This is a genomic window from Brachybacterium halotolerans subsp. kimchii (genome assembly GCF_020792675.1).
GTDB classification, from domain to species: Bacteria; Actinomycetota; Actinomycetes; order Actinomycetales; family Dermabacteraceae; genus Brachybacterium; species Brachybacterium halotolerans.
In genome coordinates this window covers 2,100,455-2,121,238 of sequence record NZ_CP086254.1, presented here as the reverse complement: position 1 = coordinate 2,121,238, position 20,784 = coordinate 2,100,455, and the positions used below count along the sequence as shown (strand labels likewise).

General features: G+C 72.1%; 16 protein-coding genes. 3 read left to right on the top strand and 13 right to left on the bottom strand.

The genetic code is table 11. The features are described 5' to 3' along the window. Positions 1-40: 40 nt before the first annotated feature. The 3 genes from Bra3105_RS09560 to Bra3105_RS09550 all read right to left on the bottom strand — a co-directional run bounded on the left by Bra3105_RS09560 (position 41) and on the right by Bra3105_RS09550 (position 3,101). The gene (locus tag Bra3105_RS09560; RefSeq protein WP_228356487.1) at positions 41-1,129 is read right to left on the bottom strand and encodes a MauE/DoxX family redox-associated membrane protein; all 1,089 of its coding nucleotides are present in this window, start codon (positions 1,127-1,129) and stop codon (positions 41-43) included. Further along, positions 1,126-1,674 (bottom strand): arsenate reductase/protein-tyrosine-phosphatase family protein, encoded by a 549-nt coding sequence (locus tag Bra3105_RS09555; RefSeq protein WP_228356486.1) that lies wholly within the window; start codon positions 1,672-1,674, stop codon positions 1,126-1,128. The genes Bra3105_RS09560 and Bra3105_RS09555 overlap by 4 nt, the downstream gene beginning before the upstream one ends. Positions 1,675-2,000: 326 nt before the next feature. After that, complete coding sequence (locus tag Bra3105_RS09550; RefSeq protein WP_228356471.1) at positions 2,001-3,101, bottom strand: IS30 family transposase; 1,101 nt, start codon at positions 3,099-3,101, stop codon at positions 2,001-2,003. Between the two features lie 232 nt (positions 3,102-3,333). On the opposite strand from Bra3105_RS09550, the gene Bra3105_RS09545 reads away from it, so the two are divergent. Both Bra3105_RS09545 and Bra3105_RS09540 read left to right on the top strand, forming a co-directional pair. After that, complete coding sequence (locus Bra3105_RS09545; RefSeq protein ID WP_228356485.1) at positions 3,334-4,869, top strand: choice-of-anchor G family protein; 1,536 nt, start codon at positions 3,334-3,336, stop codon at positions 4,867-4,869. A gap of 60 nt (positions 4,870-4,929) precedes the next feature. Further along, positions 4,930-6,381 (top strand): MFS transporter, encoded by a 1,452-nt coding sequence (locus tag Bra3105_RS09540; protein WP_323188810.1) that lies wholly within the window; start codon positions 4,930-4,932, stop codon positions 6,379-6,381. A gap of 240 nt (positions 6,382-6,621) precedes the next feature. On the opposite strand, the gene Bra3105_RS09535 is transcribed toward Bra3105_RS09540, so the two are convergent. From Bra3105_RS09535 to Bra3105_RS09490, 10 genes are all read right to left on the bottom strand, one after another. After that, positions 6,622-7,860, bottom strand: a complete 1,239-nt coding sequence (locus Bra3105_RS09535; RefSeq protein ID WP_228356484.1) for a GAF domain-containing protein — start codon at positions 7,858-7,860, stop codon at positions 6,622-6,624. A gap of 282 nt (positions 7,861-8,142) precedes the next feature. Next, complete coding sequence (locus tag Bra3105_RS09530) at positions 8,143-8,832, bottom strand: PIG-L deacetylase family protein (protein WP_200503375.1); 690 nt, start codon at positions 8,830-8,832, stop codon at positions 8,143-8,145. 123 nt (positions 8,833-8,955) lie between these two features. After that, positions 8,956-9,933, bottom strand: coding sequence for a glycosyltransferase family 2 protein (locus Bra3105_RS09525; RefSeq protein ID WP_228356483.1), 978 nt, complete (start codon positions 9,931-9,933; stop codon positions 8,956-8,958). Then, positions 9,930-11,234 carry an oligosaccharide flippase family protein gene (locus Bra3105_RS09520; protein WP_228356482.1) on the bottom strand — a complete coding sequence of 435 codons (1,305 nt, stop codon included), beginning with the start codon at positions 11,232-11,234 and terminating at the stop codon, positions 9,930-9,932. The genes Bra3105_RS09525 and Bra3105_RS09520 overlap by 4 nt, the downstream gene beginning before the upstream one ends. 77 nt (positions 11,235-11,311) lie before the next feature. Continuing rightward, entirely contained in the window at positions 11,312-12,469 is a 1,158-nt protein-coding gene (locus Bra3105_RS09515) for a DegT/DnrJ/EryC1/StrS family aminotransferase (protein WP_228356481.1), read from the bottom strand. Then, complete coding sequence (locus Bra3105_RS09510; RefSeq protein ID WP_228356480.1) at positions 12,466-14,514, bottom strand: polysaccharide biosynthesis protein; 2,049 nt, start codon at positions 14,512-14,514, stop codon at positions 12,466-12,468. Before Bra3105_RS09510 ends, Bra3105_RS09515 begins: the two co-directional genes overlap by 4 nt. Continuing rightward, positions 14,498-15,571 carry a YveK family protein gene (locus tag Bra3105_RS09505; protein WP_228356479.1) on the bottom strand — a complete coding sequence of 358 codons (1,074 nt, stop codon included), beginning with the start codon at positions 15,569-15,571 and terminating at the stop codon, positions 14,498-14,500. The genes Bra3105_RS09510 and Bra3105_RS09505 overlap by 17 nt, the downstream gene beginning before the upstream one ends. Next, complete coding sequence (locus Bra3105_RS09500; RefSeq protein ID WP_228356478.1) at positions 15,568-16,854, bottom strand: glycosyltransferase family 4 protein; 1,287 nt, start codon at positions 16,852-16,854, stop codon at positions 15,568-15,570. Before Bra3105_RS09500 ends, Bra3105_RS09505 begins: the two co-directional genes overlap by 4 nt. After that, a complete protein-coding gene (locus Bra3105_RS09495) occupies positions 16,851-18,104 on the bottom strand; it encodes a hypothetical protein (RefSeq protein WP_228356477.1) in 1,254 nt (417 codons plus the stop codon). The genes Bra3105_RS09500 and Bra3105_RS09495 overlap by 4 nt, the downstream gene beginning before the upstream one ends. Further along, positions 18,101-19,273 (bottom strand): glycosyltransferase family 4 protein, encoded by a 1,173-nt coding sequence (locus tag Bra3105_RS09490; protein WP_228356476.1) that lies wholly within the window; start codon positions 19,271-19,273, stop codon positions 18,101-18,103. Before Bra3105_RS09490 ends, Bra3105_RS09495 begins: the two co-directional genes overlap by 4 nt. A 336-nt stretch (positions 19,274-19,609) precedes the next feature. Between Bra3105_RS09490 and Bra3105_RS09485 the strand changes: the two genes are divergently transcribed. Then, complete coding sequence (locus Bra3105_RS09485; protein ID WP_228356475.1) at positions 19,610-20,698, top strand: glycoside hydrolase 5 family protein; 1,089 nt, start codon at positions 19,610-19,612, stop codon at positions 20,696-20,698. The last annotated feature ends 86 nt before the right edge of the window (positions 20,699-20,784 follow it).

Sequence of the window (20,784 nt, the reverse complement as noted above, 5' to 3'; positions counted from 1 at the left end):
CGCCGGCCTCAGCGCTCCCCGGGCTCAGCGCTCCTCGGGCTCAGCGCTCCCCAGGCTGCTCGCTCCCGGCGTCGGGCCCCGCGAGTTCGCCGCTTTGCTTCGCCTCGGTGACCTGGCCGATGATCTCGTCGACGAAGCCGATGACGTCCTCCGCGCCGCCCACCGGACCGCCCGCGAGCATGCCGTCGGCCCCCAGGAGCACCGCGCCGGGCGATGATCGCACGCCCAGAGACATGCCCAGGTTGCCCTCGATGTCGTGAGCGGCCGTCGACCCCGCGCGCTCGCGCACGCTCGCGTCGAGCTCCTCGGGCGGCCTGCGGAAGAGGGTGCGGATGGTCAGCACGTCCTCGAGGGCCTCGCGCCAGGCGGGCACGGCGTTCAGCACGCGCTCGCACGGGCCGCATCCGGGGCGCACCCAGACCAGGAGCGCGGCGCGCTGCGCGGTGAGCGTCGCGAGAGTCGTCGGGGCCTCGCCCTCTCTCTGCAGCATGCCGAAGGGGGTCGCCGTGCGCTCGTAGTCGAGCAGGTCGTCATCCTCACCAGAGGTCGCTCCGCTCGCAGCGTCCGCGGCGCGCCCTCGCCCGGGAGCGTCCCCCTCGTCGGAGTCCGTCGAGGAGCGGACGCCGCCCACGGTCAGCAGCGTGAGCAGGCACGCCGCGAGCACGGAGGCGGCGAGCTGCCCGAGCTGCACCGGCTGGTGGACGAGCGCCTGTGCGGGCGCGCTGAGGATCGCGCCGGCCAGGGAGAGCACCGCGAGCACGAGCAGCAGCGTGTTGCGTCCGAGCGTGAGGCCGGAGATCTCCGGCGAGCCGAGCGTGCCGAAGCACGAGCACGAGACCCGCTCGTCGAAGCCGAGCGCGCGGGCGATGATCAGCCAGTACGCGATCACCAGCAGCAGCGCGAGCGCCGCGAGCGCCACGGGCAGGCCGGGCACGGGAATCCACACGGCGAGGGCGAGGACGATCTCCGCGATCGGGACCGCCATGGCGGCGAGACCGTGCAGGGAGCGGGCGGGCAGGCGCAGGGAGATCATGGCGTCGGCCGTCGCGCGGCGGTCCGGGAGCTTGGCGAGCCCGCTCACCAGGAACGTCGCGCTGACGAGGACCTGTGCGGCGAGGAGAAGGATCATCGGGAGCCTCCGGGCGGGAGAAGACGGGCGAGCACGGCGACGAGGTCATCCAGACGGTCGGTGACCTGCGTGAGCAGCTCGTCGCTGCGGCGGTAGGGGTCGGTGATGTCGAGCGCGGGGCGGGATGCGCGCCGCGTCCAGGCGTCGATCGCCGCGCGAGGCGTCTCCTGCGCGGCGAAGGCCGCGGCGAGCGCGGGCAGATCACCGATCAGGCCCGTCCGACGGGCGGCGCGGGGATGCTCGTCGATCAGCAGTCCGCGCTGGCGGGAGGACATGACGAGCACCAGGTCGGCCGAGAGGTCGGCCGACTCGACCTCGCGTGCCGCGAAGCCCTCGGCCGAGGCGCCCCGGCGCTCGAGCTCGCGAGCGATCCGGGACTCGATGGGGGAGCCGACGAGCGCGCCGACGCCGGCGCTGCGGACCTCGAGCTGGGGAGCGCGCACGCGCAGCAGACGCTCGGCGAAGGGAGAGCGGCAGACGTTGCCCGTGCACACGAACAGCACCGAGCGCACATCTGCGGCGGCGGAGGACGGCGTGAGGGGCACCCGCTGAGCGTATCGGGAGAGCGTCGGGAAGGGGGCCCGGAGAGCTCCCGGATCGACCGGACCGCGCGGCGCCTGCCTCGTTCGTCACGAGGGGCTCGGACATGGCGGCATCGCAAATGTTTCCGCTGGGTAACAAGTGGATCACAAATGCTCCTCGAAGCCCTGGACAGTGGGACTTCCGAGTCGTTCTGACGCACGATGAGCACATCTGCCATCCGCGGTCCGAACAGGACAGGACGCGCGGAGACAGCCACACCGTCGTGGCGTCACCGCTCGATCCCACGTCCAGGAGTATTCGGACCGACAGCCCCGGCGGATTCAAGGGGTCATCGCAACAGGTACTCCTGGATCATCTCGTATGGCGTGGCGAAGGCCAACCGTTTGCGCGGGCGTCGGTTCAGGAGGTCGGCGATGTAGTCCAGATCTTCTTGACTGTGGATCGAGAGATCGGTGCCCTTGGGGAAGTACTGGCGGAGAAGCCCGTTGGTGTTCTCGTTCGTCGCGCGCTGCCACGGTGAGTGAGGGTCTGCGAAATACACGTCGATGCCCGTCATATTCGTGACTTGACGATGCTGGTGCATCTCCTTGCCTTGGTCCCACGTCAATGTTGCTCTCAGCGTGTCCGGGAGAGCGGCGAGTTTTTCGATCAATCCATCGCGGGTCGCTTCGACTCGTGACTTGGTGGGGTCCAGATGCACCAGGATCACGTAGTTCGAACGTCTCTCGACCACGGTCCCGATCGCCGAGGCCCCGTTCTTGCCCACGATCAGATCGCCTTCCCAATGCCCGGGAACACTGCGGTCCAGCGCCTCGGCCGGCCGCTCCCAGATCGAGACCATGTCCTTGATCCGCCCCCGGCGCCTCTGCGCGCTGCGGCGGGGATGTCTGACTGTGCGTCCGGTGCGGGTCAGCGCCTTCAGCTCGCGCTTGAGACCACCTCTGGCCTGCAGGTAGATGGTCCGGTAGACCGTCTCGTGGCTCACGTGGAACCTCGGGTCGTCGGGATGCTCACGGCGCAAGCGTCCCACGACCTGCTCGGGCGAGTGGCCCTCGTCGAGGCCGTGTTGGACCGCAGCGTGGAGGACCGGGTCGGAAGGGATCTTCAGTTCCTTCGCACGGCGGCGCTTCTCAAAGGCGTCACGTCGAGCGCGTGAGGGTGCGTACTCGCCCCGAGTTCCTTTTGCCGAGCCCCGCCGCACTTCACGCGAAATCGTGGACGGGGCCCGGTCCAGGACCTTCGCGATATATCGGATCGAGCGTCCCTCGATGAGGAGTTCCTTGATCCTGAACCGCTCTCCATCGGTGATATAGCGATCAGGATCCTTCCACCGAGCCGGAGCAATACCGGCCGTGGCCCGGACATACAGAGCCAACGTGGCATGGCTCGTATCGATCTCGTCGGCGATATCCCGCAGTGCTAGCCCCATAGAACGAGCATGCCAGAACCGCTCGATCTTCCAACGAGGCCCCATCTCGAACCCAGGCCTCCCACGACCAACCACAACACCCTCCTCACGTCGAGTGTTGCGACCACCCCTAGAACCCGCGCCCGGGTGGGAGCACGAAAGGATCGCCATGAACGCCGTTCATCCACAGCATCAGACGTCCACCGACGCAATCCTGACGAGCCGTGCGGCTCACCCCACGCGACGTGCGCTGGTGCGCGGTGCCGCATGGGCGACGCCGACCGCGCTGCTGGCGGTGGGCGCGCCCGCGATGGCGGTCTCCAACGGCGGCTGCCAGGACCCAGGCACCGTGTTCGACGCGCAGTCGCGGGGACGCCTGCTCAGCGGTGCCATCGGAGGCGTGAACCTTGATGCCGTGGCCGCAATCGAGGGTGCCCATGCCCAGGCGGTCGCGGGTACCCCGACGGACACGGAGAGCGCAGCGCTCACCGTCTCGGCGCTCCAGGCGATCCAGCTGAACCTGGGGTCGCTCACCGGCGCTCTCTCGAGCATCCTCGATCTCGTGGCCGGACAGAATGCTGGCGTCGTGAACCAGTTCGCCTACGCGAACGAGGCCGCCGAGGGCGTCGGAACCGGAGAGATCGGTGCATCCGGAGCCGTCAACCAGAGCACGGGCGCGATCACCCTTCACGCGGGGGATGCCAGCGCCCCGACGCTGGGGACGGTCGACCTGCGCAGCCTCCTGCAGCAGGCCACGGGGCTGCCCGGTGTCGCCGACCTGGTCGCATCCGTCTCGCAGCTGCAGCTGCAGATCGGCGCGGTGGCCGGCATCGCGGAATTCGACTCCCTGTGCACTCAGGTCGACGAGGACGAGGTGGACCGGGACTATCTCGTCGCCTACCTGAGGCTGCTCGTCGCGTCGGACGTCGTAGGGGCGATCACGAGTGCAGTGCCCGCAACCCTCAACGTCTCGACGGACGCGATCTGGAGCGTCCTGCAGGGAGTGCCGCTGCTGGGCTCGCTGCTCAGTGCCCTGGGGAAGAACGCACTGACGGTGACGGCCACCGTGGACACGAACGCCCTCAAGTCCACCCCGATCCCGCAGAGCGGGAACCCCGCCCTTCAGCTGGACCTCTCGAAGGGCACCGTGCTCATCGACGTCGCGAGTCTTCTGGGCGGCGCCTACCAGGGCGGCATCTCGGGATGGCTCAACCAGCAGAATCCCAACACCCGGCTGTTCGTCGACGCACCGCTCCCAGCGGATGCGGTGGCGACCATCGTGAACACGCTCGCGAACGATCTGAAGACGCGGCTCACGCAGGTCATCAACGTGACGATCAAGGCCGGAAACACGACCGGGACGCTCCCGACCGGGCTCCTCGTCCAGGCCACACTGGCGTCCCTGCTCAACGGCACGGCCACGGCGACATTCGTTCTTGCGGGTATACCGATCAATCTCGGAGCGGCGCTCTCTCCGCTCCTGAAGTCCCTGGGCAGTGTCGTGGAGACCGCACTCAACACGCTCTTCGCCCCCAACGGCGCGATCACCACAGCGCTCTCAGGACTCAGCGGCCTGCTCACGACCCTCTTCGGAGTGCTTCAGGGCGTTCTCGCGATCACCGTGAACGCGCAGAACGTGGCATTGGGAAGCATGCCCTCCTACTACCGGGCGATCAGTCCGTCCGGGCGGTACGACGTCGGTGCCCTCCACCTCCAAATCCTGGGTATCGCGAACCTGCTCGATCTCTCGCTGGGTCGTGGATCGGTGGGAGAGAACACGCCCCGCTGACACCGAGGATGAGCAGGTCCACCCGTCCCGACCCTGGACACCCTCCGTATCCTTGATCGGGTGAGCGCTCCCGACCCCAGCACCCGTCCCGCCCCGACCGCCCAGGCGCCCGCGCACCCCCGCCGGGTGCTGTTCGTGCTCCTGCTCCCCCTGTTCATGGCGCTGGTCGCGGTCTCGGTCATCAACGTCGCGCTCACGCCCATCGGCCACTCCCTGAAGGCCGACTCCGAGGGCCTGCAGTGGGTGCTCTCCGGGTACGCCCTCGCCTTCGCCGTGCTGCTCGTCCCCGCCGGGCGCGTGGGCGATGCGACCGGCAGGCGCCGCATCCTGCTGCTCGGCGTCGGCCTGTTCACCCTGGGCTCGCTGATGGCCGGGCTCTCACCGAATGTGGGCGTCCTGAACCTCTCGCGGATCCTCCAGGGACTCGGCTCGGGACTGCTGAACCCGCAGTCCATCGGGCTGATCCAGATGAACTTCCGCGGCCAGGCCCGCGCGAAGGCCTTCGCGATGTTCGGCACCACCGTCGCCGTCGCGACCGCCATCGGCCCCGTCATCGGAGGCCTGCTCATCCAGGTCCTCGGCGAGGACATGGGCTGGCGCTGGATCTTCTTCTCCAATGTCCCGATCGGCATCCTCGCGATCGTGCTCGGACTGCTGTGGATCCCCAACGACAAGCTGCGCACCCGGGACACCAAGCCAGACCTGGACCCCGTCGGCACCATCCTGCTCGCCCTCGCGATCCTCATGATCATGCTGCCGTTCCTCGAGCGCTCGGTCTCGGCGCTCGTGTGGCTGCTGCTTCCGCTGGGCCTGCTGCTCATCTTCGGCTGGGTGACCTGGGAGAACCGCTATCGCCGCGGCGGACACCCGCCGATGGTCGACCCCGACATCTTCCGCAGCCCGCCCTTCCGCAACGGCATCATCATCGTCACCGTCTACTTCCTGGGCTCCACGAGCATCTGGATCGTGCTGCCGCTGTTCCTGCAGATGCACCTGGACCGCACGCCCTTCGAGGCCTCCATCATCGGCCTGCCGTCCTCGGTCGCGGCGATGATCTCCTCGCAGCTGGGCGGGCGCTACGTGCTGCGCCTGGGAAGGCGCCTCGTGATCGCGGGCTTCGTCGTCGTCCTCGTCGGCCTCGCCCTGGTCGCGGTCATGGCCGGGGTCGTGGAGAGCGGCGTGCTGCCGTTCTGGACGCTGGCCGTGCCGCTCACGCTGGTGGGCATCAGCCAGGGCATGACGATCTCCCCGAACCAGACGCTCACCCTGAACGCGGTGGACCCGCGCTACGGCGGCGTCGCCGGAGGCATCCTGTCGCTGGGCCAGAGGATCGGCGCGGCCGTCGGCACGGCGCTCATCCCCGGCATCCTGTTCTCCCTCACGGAGAACGGCACGCCCTGGGTGGAGGCCTTCATCATCACCCTCACGGTGATCATGCTGATGGCGATGGCGGCGCTCGGCGTCAGCGTCGTCGACCGCAAGCGCGAGAGGCTCGCCGGGACCGACGCCTGAGGCGGGCCTCGGGGGCTCCGACGACGGCCGCAGGTGGGGGTCCAGCTGAGGCGGGGGCGTGGCTGGGGCGCTTCGGGGGCAGCGCGCCTGCCGGCCGTCGTCGGTTGCTCGAAACATATGCCGCGGCACGTTGCACGAAGGTTGCACGGACGTGATCGCCCGGGTGACGCAGAGCAACAGGACGCTCTTCCCGCTGGTCACCGCCCTGTGCGGCGGCGGTGACGGTCAGGTTCCGGGATCTCAGCGGAGGTCCGCGCCCGTCCGCTCCTCCTGCCCCTCCGCCTCGAGGGCCTCGGCGCGCGCGGCCGCGGCGGCGCGCTCCGGGGCGTCGGGCGGGGCGAGGGTGAGCACGGCCATCAGCACCTCGAGATCGTTCCCGTTCTCGGGGAGCTGCGCATAGCGCCACAGCTGTTCGTGGTCCGCGATCTCGAGCATGAGCGCCCGCACCACGGTCGACGTCCACTCGCGCAGCCGGCGGATCTCCGGCGCCTCGCTCGCGGGCAGCAGCCGGCCCTCGTAATGCGCGAGGACGTCGTCGACGTCCCCCGCGTCCACCGCGGCGCGCGTGCGCAGCAGATCGCTGCTGAGCTCTCCCTGCAGGCGGTAGGGGCGCGAGCCGAGCGTCAGCGCATCGCCAGTGAACCCCTCGAGCACGCGGCGCAGGCGCAGCACCTCGGCGCGCACCGTGCCCACGGCGTCGAGCGACCCGTGCAGGGACTCCGCGAGCTCGCCCGCGCCCATGCCGTCGGGATGCAGGTGCAGCAGGGTCAGCAGCTCCGCGTGCCGGCCCGACAGGCACGCCGTGACGCGGCCGCGCCGGATCAGGGAGGTGCGCCGGCCGGTGATCAGCAGCTCGAGATCGCCGGTGCGCGGGTCCGCGTCGGTCCGCTGGAATCGGGGCACGGGGGCGGTGTCCGCGCCGTCGTCCTCGCGCTGCGGCAGCTCCGCCTGGACGGCACGGGCGGCGGCCCGCAGCAGGGGCAGCACGAGCGGGCCGACGGCGCGGTCGTCCCCGGTGACGTCGATGACCCCCAGGACCTCGCCGGTCGCCGGGTCCAGGAGGGGGACCGCGCTGCAGCTCCACCCCTGGATCGCCTCGACGTAGTGCTCGGCGCCCGCCACCTGGATCGCGCTGCCGCTCGCCAGGGCGAGCGCCGGGGCGTTCGTGCCGATGGCGTCCTCGGACCAGTCGGCGCCGACCGTGAAGCCGACGTCCTCGGCGCGGGTGCGCTGTCGCGAGGGACCCTCGAGCCACAGCAGACGACCCTGCTGGTCACCGAGGGCGACCAGCAGCCCGGCCTCGACCGCGGGGTCGATCAGACGCTCCTGGAGCAGGGGGAGGACGGCGCTGAACGCGTGGCGCCGGCGGGCCTCGGCGAGCTCGGCCCCGGAGAGGCCAGCGCGCACGGGCGCCGCCGCATCGCGGGGGAGCAGGTCCAGGGAGCGCCGCCAGGACTCGAGCACGGGGTCGCGGACCATGCGGCGGTCATTGTCGGGGGAGGTCGCCGCAGGCATATCCTCGTGCGCCCGCAGCACCTCGTGCCGGTATACGGCGTCGTCCGGAATCCGGGCCGGTCGGGATGGCATGTGCATGCGCCACCTCCCGGTGCGGCTGCGCTCCCCGACTCTCGATGCGCGCCGACGAATCGAGCGTACGCCACGAAACGGACGCATCGAAGGGGCGGGCGGGGCCGGTTACCGTGCCGAGACCGGGGGAGGAGACGGAACCCGGCCGGCTCACGTGCGCTCGTCCGCCCGGGCTCAGAGCGCGAGCGACGCCGGGGTGTGCATGCGGGCGATCTGGAAGGCCTCGGCGTAGGGCACCGAGGACTGGCTCCCGCGCATCAGGGCGAGGGCCTCGAGCGCCTCCGTCGAGCGGGCGGAGGGGAACTCCTGGATCTGGCTGTCGAAGCAGCGGAACGCCTCGGTCTTGCGATGGACCGTCGAGGTCACGTCCACCGTCCAGTTCGGGGCGAACGTCGGCTCGGCGCCGGGGGCGTTCCAGAAGGTCTCGGAGATCGTCTCGTACATGGCGACGGTGCGGATCCCCCGGCCCTCGCCGACCGGACGCGTGACCACCATCGAGGCGTCGAACACGGCCTTGTGGTCCACGTGCCGGTCGGGGAACGGGATCAGCGCGAGCTCGGGCTTCACCCGGTCCACGATCGCCTGGAGGCCGGCGTTGAGCTGGGCCACGGAGTTGCGGGCGAGCTCCACGGCCTCGAGGTCGAGGAACACGGACTCGTGGACGCCCAGGACGGCGTGCGCGCGCCGGGCCTCCGCCTCGATCCGGGGCGCGACGCCCTCCTCGTACAGCGGAGGAAGGTTCGAGCACACGATCGCGACGGTGACCTCGGCCCCGGCGTCGGCCAGGCGAGCGATGGTCGCGCCGCAGCCCAGCACTTCGTCGTCCGGATGCGGGGCGATGACGAGGACTCTGGTGCTGCTCACGCTGGTGGGCCTTTCTCTGGGTGCGGAGCTCCGGCGGTGGAGCTCCTGATGCGACGAGGGATGGGAGGAGGGACGGACTCTGGGGTGGAGTGGGATGAGGCGGACGCACCGGGGCCGGAGGGGTCAGCGCCGCCGCAGGTCCTTCACGCGGTCGTAGGCGCCGTAGGCCGCCTGGTGCAGCGGCATCGAGACCAGCGCGAGGGACCAGGAGGCGGCCTCGGAGCGGTGCCCCTCGGCGAGGAGGGCGCGCACGCCGGCGACGCTCATGCGGCTGCGGCACCACGCGCGGACCCGGCGGCGCAGGGGAGAGTCCGTCTTCTCGCGGGCCGCGGCGTGCAGCAGATGGGTGACCACGTGCCGCTCGTGCACGGTGCGCAGCTCCGAGGCCTCGGGCTCGCCGAAGGTGCGGACCAGGACAGGCTGGACCATGTCGACCAGCGCCGGGAGGTCGAAGATGCTCTCGCGGAGGCTGCCCGTGACCGAATCGGAGTGGATGACGTACCGGTAGTAGGGCTCGTCGGTGAACGCCACCGTCCCAGCGCGGCTCAGCTCCTCGCGGGCGAAGAGGTAGTCCGCATAGACGAGGCCCTCGTCGGCCCGCGTGACCGGGCGGCGGTAGAGGATGTGCTGGGAGAGCGGGAACTCCCCGTGGATCGCGCGCCGCAGCGCCTCGGCACCGCTGATCGGACCCTCCGGGGGATCCCACGGGGAGACGCCCACCTGGTGGCCGTCCCGCACGTAGGCGGTGGGCGCGACGACGATGTCGGCCCCGGCGGCCTCGCCGGCGTCGAGCATCACCTCGAGGAAGCGCGGAGCGATCTGGTCGTCGGCGTCCACCCAGGTCATCCACTCGCCGCGGGCACGGTCCAGGCCCCAGTTCGTGACGCTCGGATGGCCCCCGTTCTCCGGCTTCCACTCGAGCCGCACGCGGGGGTCCGAGGAGAGATCGGAGGGGACGGGATCCTTCGTGGACCCGTCGTCGATCACGAGGACCTCGAAGTCCTCCATCGTCTGGTCGAGCACGCTCTGCAGGGCCGTGCCGACCACGGATCCGGCTTCGTAGGCGGCGATGACGACACTGACGCGGGGCTTGTCGTTCATGAGAGATCCTCCTCGGGATCAGGGTCGGGCACTGCGCTCGCGGCGGCGCGCCGCCGCTGGACGAGGTCGCGGATGTAGAGGGCCGCCAGCAGGACCTCGGAGGCGATGAGCGCGGCCGAGGCGCCCACCGCACCCCACAGCCAGCTGGCGGGGATCAGCAGCGCCAGGTGCAGCAGGGCGCCGGTCATGGAGATGCGTCCGACGTCGCGGAAGCGATGGTTGGCCGTGGCGCGCAGCGCGAGCATCGAGCTCAGCCCCACGGGGAGCAGCGCGATGCCCATCAGCTGCATGACGGTGATCGTCGGGTCGAAGCCCTCGCCCAGGTACCACGGCACGAACCAGGGCGAGGCGACGATGAGGATGATCCCGGCGCACGTGTACGCCAGGACGATGCCCGTGCTGATCAGGCGCTGGATCGAGCGGGCCCCCGCGTCCTCGCGGGTCATCCGCGGGAGCATCGCGCCGGTGACGCCGTACATCACGCCGCGGGCCGCATTGCTGAAGCGCTCGCCGGCGCCGAAGAACGCGACCTGACGGGAGGTCGAGAGGACGCCCAGCACCACGGTGTTCACGGTGCTCATCAGCAGGAACGCGACGCTCGAGATGAACAGGGGCCAGGAGTCCCGGATGGTCCCGCGTACGCCCGCCCAGCGGGGGACGACCCAGTGCGCCTCCTTCCACACGACCCGCAGCATGAACCAGCCGACGAGCGCGGAGAGGGCGAAGGGGAACTGCTGCCACAGCATCGCGAGGACCATGTCGTCCGCGGAGTTCACCGTGAGCAGCAGCAGGCCCAGCGAGATCAGGCGGGAGACCGCCGTGAGCAGTGCGAACTCCTTGACCCGCCCGGTGCCCTGCAGGAACCAGCTGGGGTACATCTCGCCGAGGCCGATGAGGAGCAGGCCCACGGCGTACATCAGCCATCGCTCCCGCAGCCCGGGGACGATCAGCACCGTGGACATCAGCACGAGCGTGCAGGCCGTCCAGATGAGCAGCTTGGCCGCGAGGGTCTCGGCCGCCACGCGGGAGCGCTCGGCGGTGGATGCCGAGACGGCGATGCTGCGCAGCGAGGACTGGTCGAAGCCGAAGTCGACGACGCTCTTGACGATCTGCAGGACCGCCAGGGCGAACATCAGGTGGCCGAGCTCCGAGGCCCCCATCACCCGGCCCAGGTACGGGAGCGAGACCAGCGGGTAGGCGAACGAGGCGAGGTAGCCCAGGCCGATGGCGAGCACGTCCGTGCTCACGCGCTTCGCGGAATCGGGCTTGCCGCGGCCCGGAGGGTCGGCCTGTTCTGGCATGTCGCCGCTCCTCGCCGTGTCGGGCCTGCTGGTCTCCGGTGGCCCGACGGACGGATCGGAGGTTCGGGAATCCTGCATCAGGCGGCTGCCGACCGCGCGGGACGCGCGGGCACCGTCGCGCGGATGCGCTCGCAGACCTCGGCGATGTCGTCGGCGGAGGACGCGGGCGAGCTCGGGAGGCTGAGGCCGGTGCGGTACAGGCGCTCGGCGACCCCCGTGATCGTGCGGGGGAACGCGGACTCGTCGCCGAAGACCGGCTGCAGATGCATCGGCTTGAAGACGGGCCGCGACTCGATGTCGTGGGCGGCGAGGGCCTCGCCGATGCCCGCCGTGTCGATCCCCGCCACCTGCTCGTCGACGACGATCGAGGTCAGCCAGGAGTTGCTGCCGGGGTCACCGCCGCCGAGCACGGTGATGCCCGGGAGATCGGCGGCCATCTGCTCGTACGCCGCACGGTGCGCGCGGCGGACCGCGCAGAACTCGTCCAGCCGCTCCAGCTGCGCGAGCCCGATCGCGGCCAGGATGTTCGAGAGCCGGTAGTTCGTGCCGACCTCCTCGTGCTGGTAGTGCGGGACGGGCTCGCGGGCCTGCGTGGCGAGCTTGCGGGCGTGGTCGGCGAGGGCGTCGTCGTCCGTGACCACGGCGCCGCCGGAGGAGGCCGTGATGATCTTGTTGCCGTTGAACGAGAGCGCCGCGGTGATGCCCTCGCTCCCGGCCGGGCGGCCCTCGCGCACCGATCCCAGGGACTCCGCCGCATCGACGACGAGCTGCGCGCCGTGGGCGCGCGCGATCTCGCCGAGCCTCCCGTGGTCGGCGATCCGGCCGTAGAGGTCGACGGGCACGACGGCCCGCACGCGGGCGCCGCGCGACTCCGCCTCCGTGAGCGCCTGCTCGACGAGGGCCGGGTCGAGGACGCCGGTCTCGTCGCAGTCGACGAACCAGGGCGTCGCCCCGCAGGCGACGATGCCGCTGGCCGTGGCGATGAAGGTCAGCGAGGGGCAGATCACGAGGTCGCCCGGGCCCACGCCGGCCACGCGCAGGGCCAGGTGCATCGCGGCCGTCCCCGAGGACAGGGCCACGGCGCGGCGCCTCCCGGTGCGCTCGGCGAGCGCGGCCTCGAAGGCGTCGAGCTGCGGCCCGGCGGGGGCGATCCAACCCGAGTCCACGGCCTCCAGCAGCAGCTCGCGCTCGCGCGTGCCGATCGTCGGCACCGACAGGGGAATGCGTGCGGTCACTTCGTCATCTCCTGGGGTCCATCGGCGCTCGTCGCCGCGGCGATCTGCGGGGTGCGCGCGGTCGCGGGGGTCTCGGGCGCCGCGACCTGCGCGCCCGCGACCTGCGCGGGCGCGACCTGCGCGGGCGCCGGCTCGGGCGCGGGCGCCGTCGTGCCGGCGGCGGCGTCGGGCGGAACGACGGGCGACCCCTCGACGACCTGGTGCAGGTCGTTCTCGGCGAGGACCTGCGTGTAGAAGGCGTCGATGGCGGTCTCGGGCGCCGCCGGCGCGGGCAGGGCGCCCTCGGCGATCGGCTCGTTGCGCACGTGCCACACGCGCCCGCTGCGGGTGAGGACGGTGTTCTCGTCGGGCGTGAAGAGCTCCTCGGCGAGCTTCTCCCCGGGGCGCAGGCCCGTGAAGACGATCTCGCAGGAGACCCCGGCGAGGGAGATCATGCGCCGGGCGATGTCCACGATCTTCACCGGCTCGCCCATCTCCAGCACGAGGGTCTCGCCGCTGCGGCCCACGGAGAGCGCGAACAGCACCAGCTGGCACGCCTCGGGGATCGTCATGAAGTAGCGGGTGACGTCCTTGTGCGTGACGGTGACGGGGCCGCCGTTGCGGATCTGCTGGCCGAAGGCGGGGATCGCGGAGCCCCGGGACCCGATCACGTTGCCGAAGCGCACGCTCACGTAGCGGCGACCGGTGCGGTCGGCGGCGTCGGTGGTGAGACCCTCGGCGACCCGCTTGGAGGCGCCGAGGATCGACGTGGGGCGCGCGGCCTTGTCGGTCGAGACGTTCACGAAGCGCTCCACGCCGTGCTGCTCCGCGGCGTCGATGACGTTGCGGCTGCCGTGCACGTTGGTCTTCCATCCCTCGGCGGGGAAGCGCTCGAGCATCGGCAGGTGCTTGAGCGCGGCCGCGTGGAAGACGACCTCCGGGCGGTGCTCGGTGAAGACCGCGTCGAGCGCCTCGCGGTCGCGGATGTCCGCGAGCACGTACTCGGGCTGGTCGAGCAGGGCGCTGCCCTGCAGGGACATCGAGAGCGCGTGCAGCGCGGACTCGTCGCGATCGAGCATGACCAGGGAGGCGGGCTCGAGCTTCTTGATCTGGCGGCACAGCTCGGATCCGATCGAGCCGCCAGCACCGGTGACCAGCACCCGTCGGCCCGCGATCACCTCCCGCGCGGCGGAGGTGTCCGGGGGAGTGATCGGGCGGCCCACCAGGTCCTCCACGTCCAGATCGACCAGTCGGCCGATGCTGTCGCGCGTGAGCATCTCGCTGAACGTCGGGACGGTCCGCACCCAGCGGGCGCTCGTGTCGACCTGATCGGCCAGGCGGGAGAACAGATCGGAGTCGGCCTCGGAGATCGCGACGATCGCGCCGTCGGCCCCGGTCTCGTCCAGGACGCGGGCCAGGTCCATGGTGCGGCCCCGCACGGGGACGCCGCGGACCACCATGGCGCGCTTGGCGAGGTCGTCGTCCACGAGCGCGACGGGGCGGTACTTGCTGTGCTTGTCGCTGAGCAGGTGGTCGATGAGCGAGGCTCCGAGGATCCCGGCGCCCACGATGACCACGTCCTGCGCATCGCGCGGCGCGCGCTCGCGGTCGAAGGCCATGCGGAGCGCCTGGCGGGCGCCGATCATGAGCACCAGGGCCGCGAGCCAGGCCAGCAGGACGCCGCCGAAGAAGCGGTCGCCGGCGAAGGCGAGGGAGCCCAGGGCCGCCGCGATCGCCGAGATGGCCGAGGCCAGCGCGACGGTGCGCAGCTCGCCGACGGAGCCGACGATGTACCGGTGCCGGTACACGCCCAGCAGCGCGCCGGCGATGAACTGCACGGCGATCGAGACCAGGGCGAGGACGAGCGCCGGGACGATCACGACGCCCGGCAGCAGCAGATCGGCCACCAGCCAGCCGAGCGCCCACATCACCAGATCGCACGCGCCCAGCACGAGCGCCACCACCCACGGTGTGTTGCGCTCGATCCCCGCCTGCGTGAACCGGCGGGGCCAGAGCGTGGTGCCCCGGTCCTGCGCGTCCTCGAGTGCTTCAGATGCGCCTGCCATCGTTCTCTTCCCCCTCGTGCGGCAGTTCCCGTGCCGCCTCGTTCTTCTCCGATTCCCCGACCGCGTCGAGGCGCTCTTCCGACCCGTCCGCGAGCATCACCACTCCGTCGAGCCGCTTCCCCCTCCAGCGGGCCATCGCGGCCCCCCGTGCGAACCTGCTGACCCGGGCGCCGGTCGCGCCGACCAGGATCGTCGCCTCGTCGTCCCCCATCGCGACGAGGGCGTCGGCGTCGGCGTCGAGGTCGATCGTGCGCACGGCGAGGCCCTCCTCCGAGAGGCCCTCCGCGAGCCGGCCGACGGGTGCGCCGTCGATGCCGAGCAGCGTCGTCCGTGCTCCGGGCGCCCCGTCCAGGCCGTGGATCGCACCGGCGAGCCCCTGCAGCGTGCGGGGGCGCCCCTGCTCCGCGGCCTCCGCGGCGAGCCCGTGCTCGGAGGAGCCGAGGACGGCGAGGACGGGCGCCTCGGCGGCGTCCGCGGCGTCGTCGATCCGGCGCGGGCGCCGGTCGCGGCCGTTCAGCGCCAGCGCGGCGACGAGCCCTGCCAGCAGGCCGACGACCAGGCCGATCGGCGCGATGATCACCGGGTTGGGCGAGGACGGGCTGGAGGGGACGGCCGGCTTGAGCACGACCGACGCGGACACCCCCTTGTCCTTGCCGTCGCCGATGTTCTCCGACAGCGCGGTCGCCGCGGCGGTGGAGAGCTTCTGCGCGGTCGCCGGATCCTCGTCCTCGGCGGTGACCTCGATGATCGAGGTGTTCTCCGGGGAGGTCACGGACACGGACGACGCCACGTCGGCGGCGGTCATCTTCTCGCCCATGAGCTTCGAGATCTTCGTGACGGTGCTGTCGGCCGTGGCGAGCTCGAGGTACGTGGGGAGGTTCTGCGTGACCTCCGCGGACTGCGCGGCGTCCGCCTCGACCAGGATCTGGCCCTTGGACTCGTAGGAGTGCGGCAGGGCGGCGTTCACGATCAGTCCGCCGATCAGTCCGATGACGGCGCCCGCGGCGAGCAGCCACCAGCGCTCGCGCAGGGTCCTCCAGAGGGCGGCTGTGGTCATGAGCGGACTCCTTCTTCGTGTGCTGTGTCGGGCCCCGGGGCGGGGGGAGCCCCCGCAGCGTCCTCCGCGTGCTCGGCGGCTTCGCCGGCGCCGGGCACGCGCGTGTCGAGGGGAGGGCGGACACCCAATGCACGATATGCGTCGAGTGTCCGCTTCGCCAGATCTGCGAGGTCGAACTCCTGGGTGATCCGGACGGTGGCGGCCTCGCCCATCCGCCGACGCGCCGGGGCGTCGGCCGCGAGGGACGCGAGGGCGCGGAACAGCCCATCGGCCGTCCCGTCAAGGACCCCGTTCTCCCCGTCCACGAGGATGTCGGTGACGCCGGTGACGGGATGCGCGACGCAGGGGATGCCCATCGCCTGGGCCTCGAGGAGCGCGATCGGCATCCCCTCGCCGGCGGAGGTGAAGAGCATGAGGTCGGCCTCGGCGAGCTCCGCGCGCAGCTGGGCGGGGGAGAGCCACCCGGTGACCTCGACCCCGTCCCCGAGGAGCTGGCGCTCGCCGTCGCCCAGCCAGCGGAAACGCGCCACGGGCAGGGCGCTGTCCCCGGTGCGGCGCTCCTGCTCCCACCGGCGTGCGATCTCGCCGAAGACGTCGGGGCGCTTCTGCGGGGCGACGCGTCCCACGTGCACGATGCGCAGGGGGCCGTGCCCGGTCCGTCGCGACGCGGGGCGGGCGAGCGCCGCGGCGTCCACGCTGTTGCGCAGCACCGCGGTGCGGACGCCGCGCAGGGAGCGGCGGGCGAGGCGCTCCTCGGAGCCGGAGACGAGCGCGAGGCGCGGGCCGAGGACCGCGCCGATCTGCTCCAGCCCCCGCAGGACGGCGACCGACGACGCCGAGGCGTCCGAGCGGTCGAAGGCGAAGGAATGCGGGCTGTAGACCGCGCGGCTCCGATGGCCCGTCACCAGGGCCGCGGCGCGCCCCAGCATCCCCGCCCGCGAGGAGTGCAGGTGCACGACGTCGACCCGGCGGCGGGCGAGCAGCGCGAGGATCCCCACGGCGAACGCGGGGACCGCCGTGCGGTGGCTGCGGGAGAGGCGGATGACGCGGACGTGTCCGTCCATCATCGCGGCGATCTCCTCCCGGGAGGGGGAGTCGGCGCGCGGGACGTAGGCGAAGGCGACGTCGAACCCCGGGAGCGCGGCCGTGGCCTTGGCGATCGCGGTCGCGGCGGCGAGCACGCCCGAGCTCGAGGCGTCGGTCGCGTGCAGGACGCGCACGGGGGCGCCAGGACCGGGGGCGCCGTCAGGAACGGCGCTGTCGGGAGCGGTGCGGGGGGTCATGGGGTCCCTCCGATCTGAGAGGTCACGGGTGGGGCGGACGGGCGGGGGCGGTGCGCGCGGACCGGCGGACGGTGCCGCGCCGAGCGCTCCTGCCGTCGCGCGGCGCGCGCATCGGGGAAGAGCACGGCGGCCGCGTGCGAGCGGTCGGTCCCGCTCGGCAGCGCGGCGAGCACCAGCGGGAGCATCGGCGTCAGGTGCTTGAGATATGAGCCGTAGTCGGGCTCGAAGATCGCCTGCACCACGAGCAGCGCGAGCAGCAGCGACACGGCCCGGGCGGTGCGCACGCCGCTGCCCTGGGACGCGCCGGGGGTCCCGATCGGGGCGGCGCCGGGACGGGCGGGATCCGCGCCCCACCGGGCTCCGCCGGCGCGGGATGCGCGGCCCGTCGTGATGAGCTCGCCCCTGACGACGGGACGCAGGGCGACGGCCCAGATCGCCATGATCAGCAGGGCGCTGACCGCGTAGTACGGCGTGCCGGTCGATCCCAGCGGGACCGGGATGACGAGGAAGACCAGGGCGATGAGGGCCGAGAGCACGCCGAGCGGGCCGGTGGCGTCCGGGAACGCCGAGTCGATGACGGTGGCGACGTCCGCGTTCGCCTGCTGCTCGTTCGACCAGGTGCGCATCCCCTCGAGGGTCTGCCCGAGCGCGATCTGGAACGCGGGCTGCAGGAGCGCGTAGACGAGAGCCAGCGCGGCGACGATCACCAGCGGGTTGCGAGTGCGCGAGAGCAGGATCCGCCACCCCAGGTAGAGGACGGCGATGAGCAGCCAGTACGGCCGCAGCGTCGCGCCGTAGGCGACGCAGAGCAGCGGGACCGCGAGGTCCCAGCGGCGTCCGCGGGGCAGGAGGAGCACCAGGAGGACAAGTAGGAGCGTCACGTGCTCCTTGGAGTACTGGGCGAGGTACACGGCCGCCAGGCCGAGGGAGGCGGCGACCGCGGCGAGGCCGACGAGCGAGAGGTCGCGGATGCGCGTCCACCCGATCGCCGCGAACATGGCGGCGATGAACAGGGCGATGCCCAGCATCGCGGCCAGGGACTGCTGGTCGCCCAGGCCGAGCGCCGTGTAGATCGCGGCCACGCGCCGGAACGACTGGGCGTCGCCCAGAATGGGCCCGTGGATGGAGTGGTCGATGTGGCCGCCGTCGAGCACGAACTGCTCCGGCACGATCGACCGCATGACGGGAGCGGCGAGCAGCGCCGCGCCGGCCATGAGCACGACGGCGATCTGGTTCCCGAGGCCCCTCATCGTGCGCCCGTCCCTCGCCGCGGGGCCGCGCCGGATCCCGGCCGCTCGGTTCCCGCGAGCCGGCGGCAGGCCTGCACGAAGGCCTCGGCCATGTCCGTGCTCGATGCGCTGTGGCGTGACCGCGCGCGGGTGCCCATCGCCTCGAAGGCCTCGGGGTCCTGGGCGAGGGCGATGAGCCGCTCGGCGGCGGAATCGGTGTCCTCGCCCACGAGCAGGGCGTCGACGCCGTCGGCGGTGTCCGTGGCGAGTTCGCCGACGGGCGTGAGGGCGCAGACCATGCCGGCGGAGAGCGCCTCGTGGGCGGACATGGCGTACCCCTCGAAGTCCGAGAGCTGCACGAACACGTGCGCGGCGGCGGCGAGGGCGCCGATCTCCTCGCGCGCGCTCGCGCCGTGACGCGTGATGCGATCTCGGAGCCCGTGGGACGCGGCGAGGGCCAGGGCGCTCTCGAGCGCTCCGTCGTCCGGCCCGATCAGATCGAGCCGGGCGCCGCCGGGCCAGAGGGCATCCGCGCGGCCGAGGAGCTCGACGATGCGGTCCAGGCGCTTGGACGGAGCCAGGCGCCCCCAGAACACGAGGCGCAGCGGCTCGTCCGTCCGCGGTGCCCTGCGCGGGACGTCGTCGGAGAAGATCGGCGAGGCGCGGGGGTGCACGAGCACGTGGGGGACGCTCGTCCCCGCGCGGGCCAGTGCGGGTCGCACCACGTTCTCGTACGCCGAGGCGGAGTCCACCAGCACCATGTCCGTGCGGGGGATCGCCCAGCGGTGCACGGCCCGGTCGAAGCGGTTGGTGAAGCGGGAGCTGTGCACCCAGACGGCCCATCGGCCGCCGGAGAGCCTGCGGGCCAGGGCGCCCAGCGCGACGACCCGCCAGAGCGAGGTCACGGTGACCTGCGGGCGCAGGCGACGGGCCTCCCGGAGGAGTCGGAGCGCGGAGAGGGGCGAGTTCACGCCGGTGCCCTCGACGTCGGCGACCAGGGCCTCCTGGCCCTCCGGCGCGCCCGCGAGGGAGGCCACGCGGTATCGCACGTCGGCCGCGAGAGGATCCGGGGTGCGGAGCGCCGCCTGCAGGTGCGCGGCGATCGCCTCGACGCCGCCGACCGTGGTGTCGTGGATCAGGTGCAGGACGCGCACGTCTGCCGGGGCGCGCTCGACGGAGCGTGCGTGCATGTCATTCCCCCTGGACAGCAGACGTCGACGGCGTTGATGCGCTGCACGTCCCCCGCAGCGCCGGGCGTCGGCGCGTCGATGACCCGCCGGTAACTGCCCCGAATGACCAGAATCCACCCTTCTGTCCGATTCGCGAAGACATTGTGCGGCGGGTCACGGGTCCCGGGGGTGGGGTCGCCGCGGCGAGGAGGGGCGGCGCGGGGGACGGGCCGACTGTCGTGCAGCGGATCGGACGCCGGGCATCGCGCGCTGCCGGACGGCCCCGGCCGCGATCCGCCCGCCCGTCTATCCTGGAACGGTGCTCGCTTTCGTGATCGCCGCGTCCCGGATCGGACCATGACCCCCAGGAGCTCGCCTGGTCAGGCCCCTGTCGGCGCCGACATCGACACCGACGTCGGCGCGGCCCTTCCGGGCGCGCTCCCCTCGAGGCGACGGGTCGTGGGCGCGGCGGCCGTGGGGGCCGGGGTGCTCCTGACGGCCTCGGGCTCGGCCCGCGCGGAGCCCGCCGCGCCGCTGGGCCGGTTCGGCGTCACGATCGCCGGTTCCCGCGACGGCGGGCTGGGCATGGCGCGCGAGCTCGATCTCGCGACCGAGCTCGGGCTGGGCTGGGTCCGCTTCGGCGTCGACACCGAGTCCGTGCTGCGCTCGTGGGGCGACGCGGAGAATCCCGTGGAGATGGACGAGAAAGGGCTCGAGGCGCTCGCGCGCGACGTCTCCGATGCGCGGAAGCGCGGACTCCAGGTCTGCCTGCTGCTCGTGGACGCGCGCACGGGCGACGATGTCGACGAGTCCGTGTTCCTGCGGCGCATGCGCGAGTACTGGGACGCCATCGCCCGAGCGGTCGGCGACCAGTCGTACGTGTGGCAGGTCTTCAACGAGCCCGACGGCTGGGATCCCCGCTCCACCGAGCCGCTCGACGGCGAGGCGACGGCCGACTACCTCGACTTCCTCGCGCGCGCCCTCGGCGACGCGCAGGCGGCCCTGCACCGGCACGCGCCCCACGGACGGGTGACGACGAACCTGTACGGATACCCGGTGGACGACGCCCGGGAGCGCCGCTGGAGGGAGATCTTCGACGTCATCGCGCCGAGCCTGGACGTGCTGACCGTCGACGCGTATCCCGACCTGGACGCCGCGGCGCTCGACGCCCTGCCGGCCCGCGCGAAGCGGCTGGCCGATCGGTACGGCGCCTCGATGATGATCGGCGAGATCGGCCTGCCCACGGGTGACGACCGGTTCGACGAGGCGGACCAGGCGGACGCGTACGCGCGGTACGTGAAGGTCCTCGACGATCCCGCGCTGCTGGCCTCCTTCTTCTACGAGCTCCGCTCCACCGACGGCAGCGGGTTCGGGATCCTGCAGGAGGACGGCAGCCCGAAGCCTGCGTTCACAGTCCTCCGCCGCGCGGCCTCGCAGAAGGACTGACCGGCCCGCTCACCAGGCCTTCCGTGAGACCGGGTTCACACACGGTCACCGTCCTTCGGGGCCGCCCGCTCCCTCCCGTAGCTTCC

Excerpts from the sequence above, each read along its gene's own strand:
- Bra3105_RS09560 (WP_228356487.1), bottom strand. The coding sequence starts at position 1,129 with ATGATCCTTCTCCTCGCCGCACAGGTCCTCGTCAGCGCGACGTTCCTG.
- Bra3105_RS09550 (WP_228356471.1), bottom strand. The coding sequence starts at position 3,101 with ATGGGGCTAGCACTGCGGGATATCGCCGACGAGATCGATACGAGCCAT.
- Bra3105_RS09535 (WP_228356484.1), bottom strand. The coding sequence starts at position 7,860 with ATGGTCCGCGACCCCGTGCTCGAGTCCTGGCGGCGCTCCCTGGACCTG.
- Bra3105_RS09525 (WP_228356483.1), bottom strand. The coding sequence starts at position 9,933 with ATGAACGACAAGCCCCGCGTCAGTGTCGTCATCGCCGCCTACGAAGCC.
- Bra3105_RS09520 (WP_228356482.1), bottom strand. The coding sequence starts at position 11,234 with ATGCCAGAACAGGCCGACCCTCCGGGCCGCGGCAAGCCCGATTCCGCG.
- Bra3105_RS09510 (WP_228356480.1), bottom strand. The coding sequence starts at position 14,514 with ATGGCAGGCGCATCTGAAGCACTCGAGGACGCGCAGGACCGGGGCACC.
- Bra3105_RS09505 (WP_228356479.1), bottom strand. The coding sequence starts at position 15,571 with ATGACCACAGCCGCCCTCTGGAGGACCCTGCGCGAGCGCTGGTGGCTG.
- Bra3105_RS09500 (WP_228356478.1), bottom strand. The coding sequence starts at position 16,854 with ATGACCCCCCGCACCGCTCCCGACAGCGCCGTTCCTGACGGCGCCCCC.
- Bra3105_RS09495 (WP_228356477.1), bottom strand. The coding sequence starts at position 18,104 with ATGAGGGGCCTCGGGAACCAGATCGCCGTCGTGCTCATGGCCGGCGCG.
- Bra3105_RS09490 (WP_228356476.1), bottom strand. The coding sequence starts at position 19,273 with ATGCACGCACGCTCCGTCGAGCGCGCCCCGGCAGACGTGCGCGTCCTG.
- Bra3105_RS09485 (WP_228356475.1), top strand. The coding sequence starts at position 19,610 with ATGACCCCCAGGAGCTCGCCTGGTCAGGCCCCTGTCGGCGCCGACATC.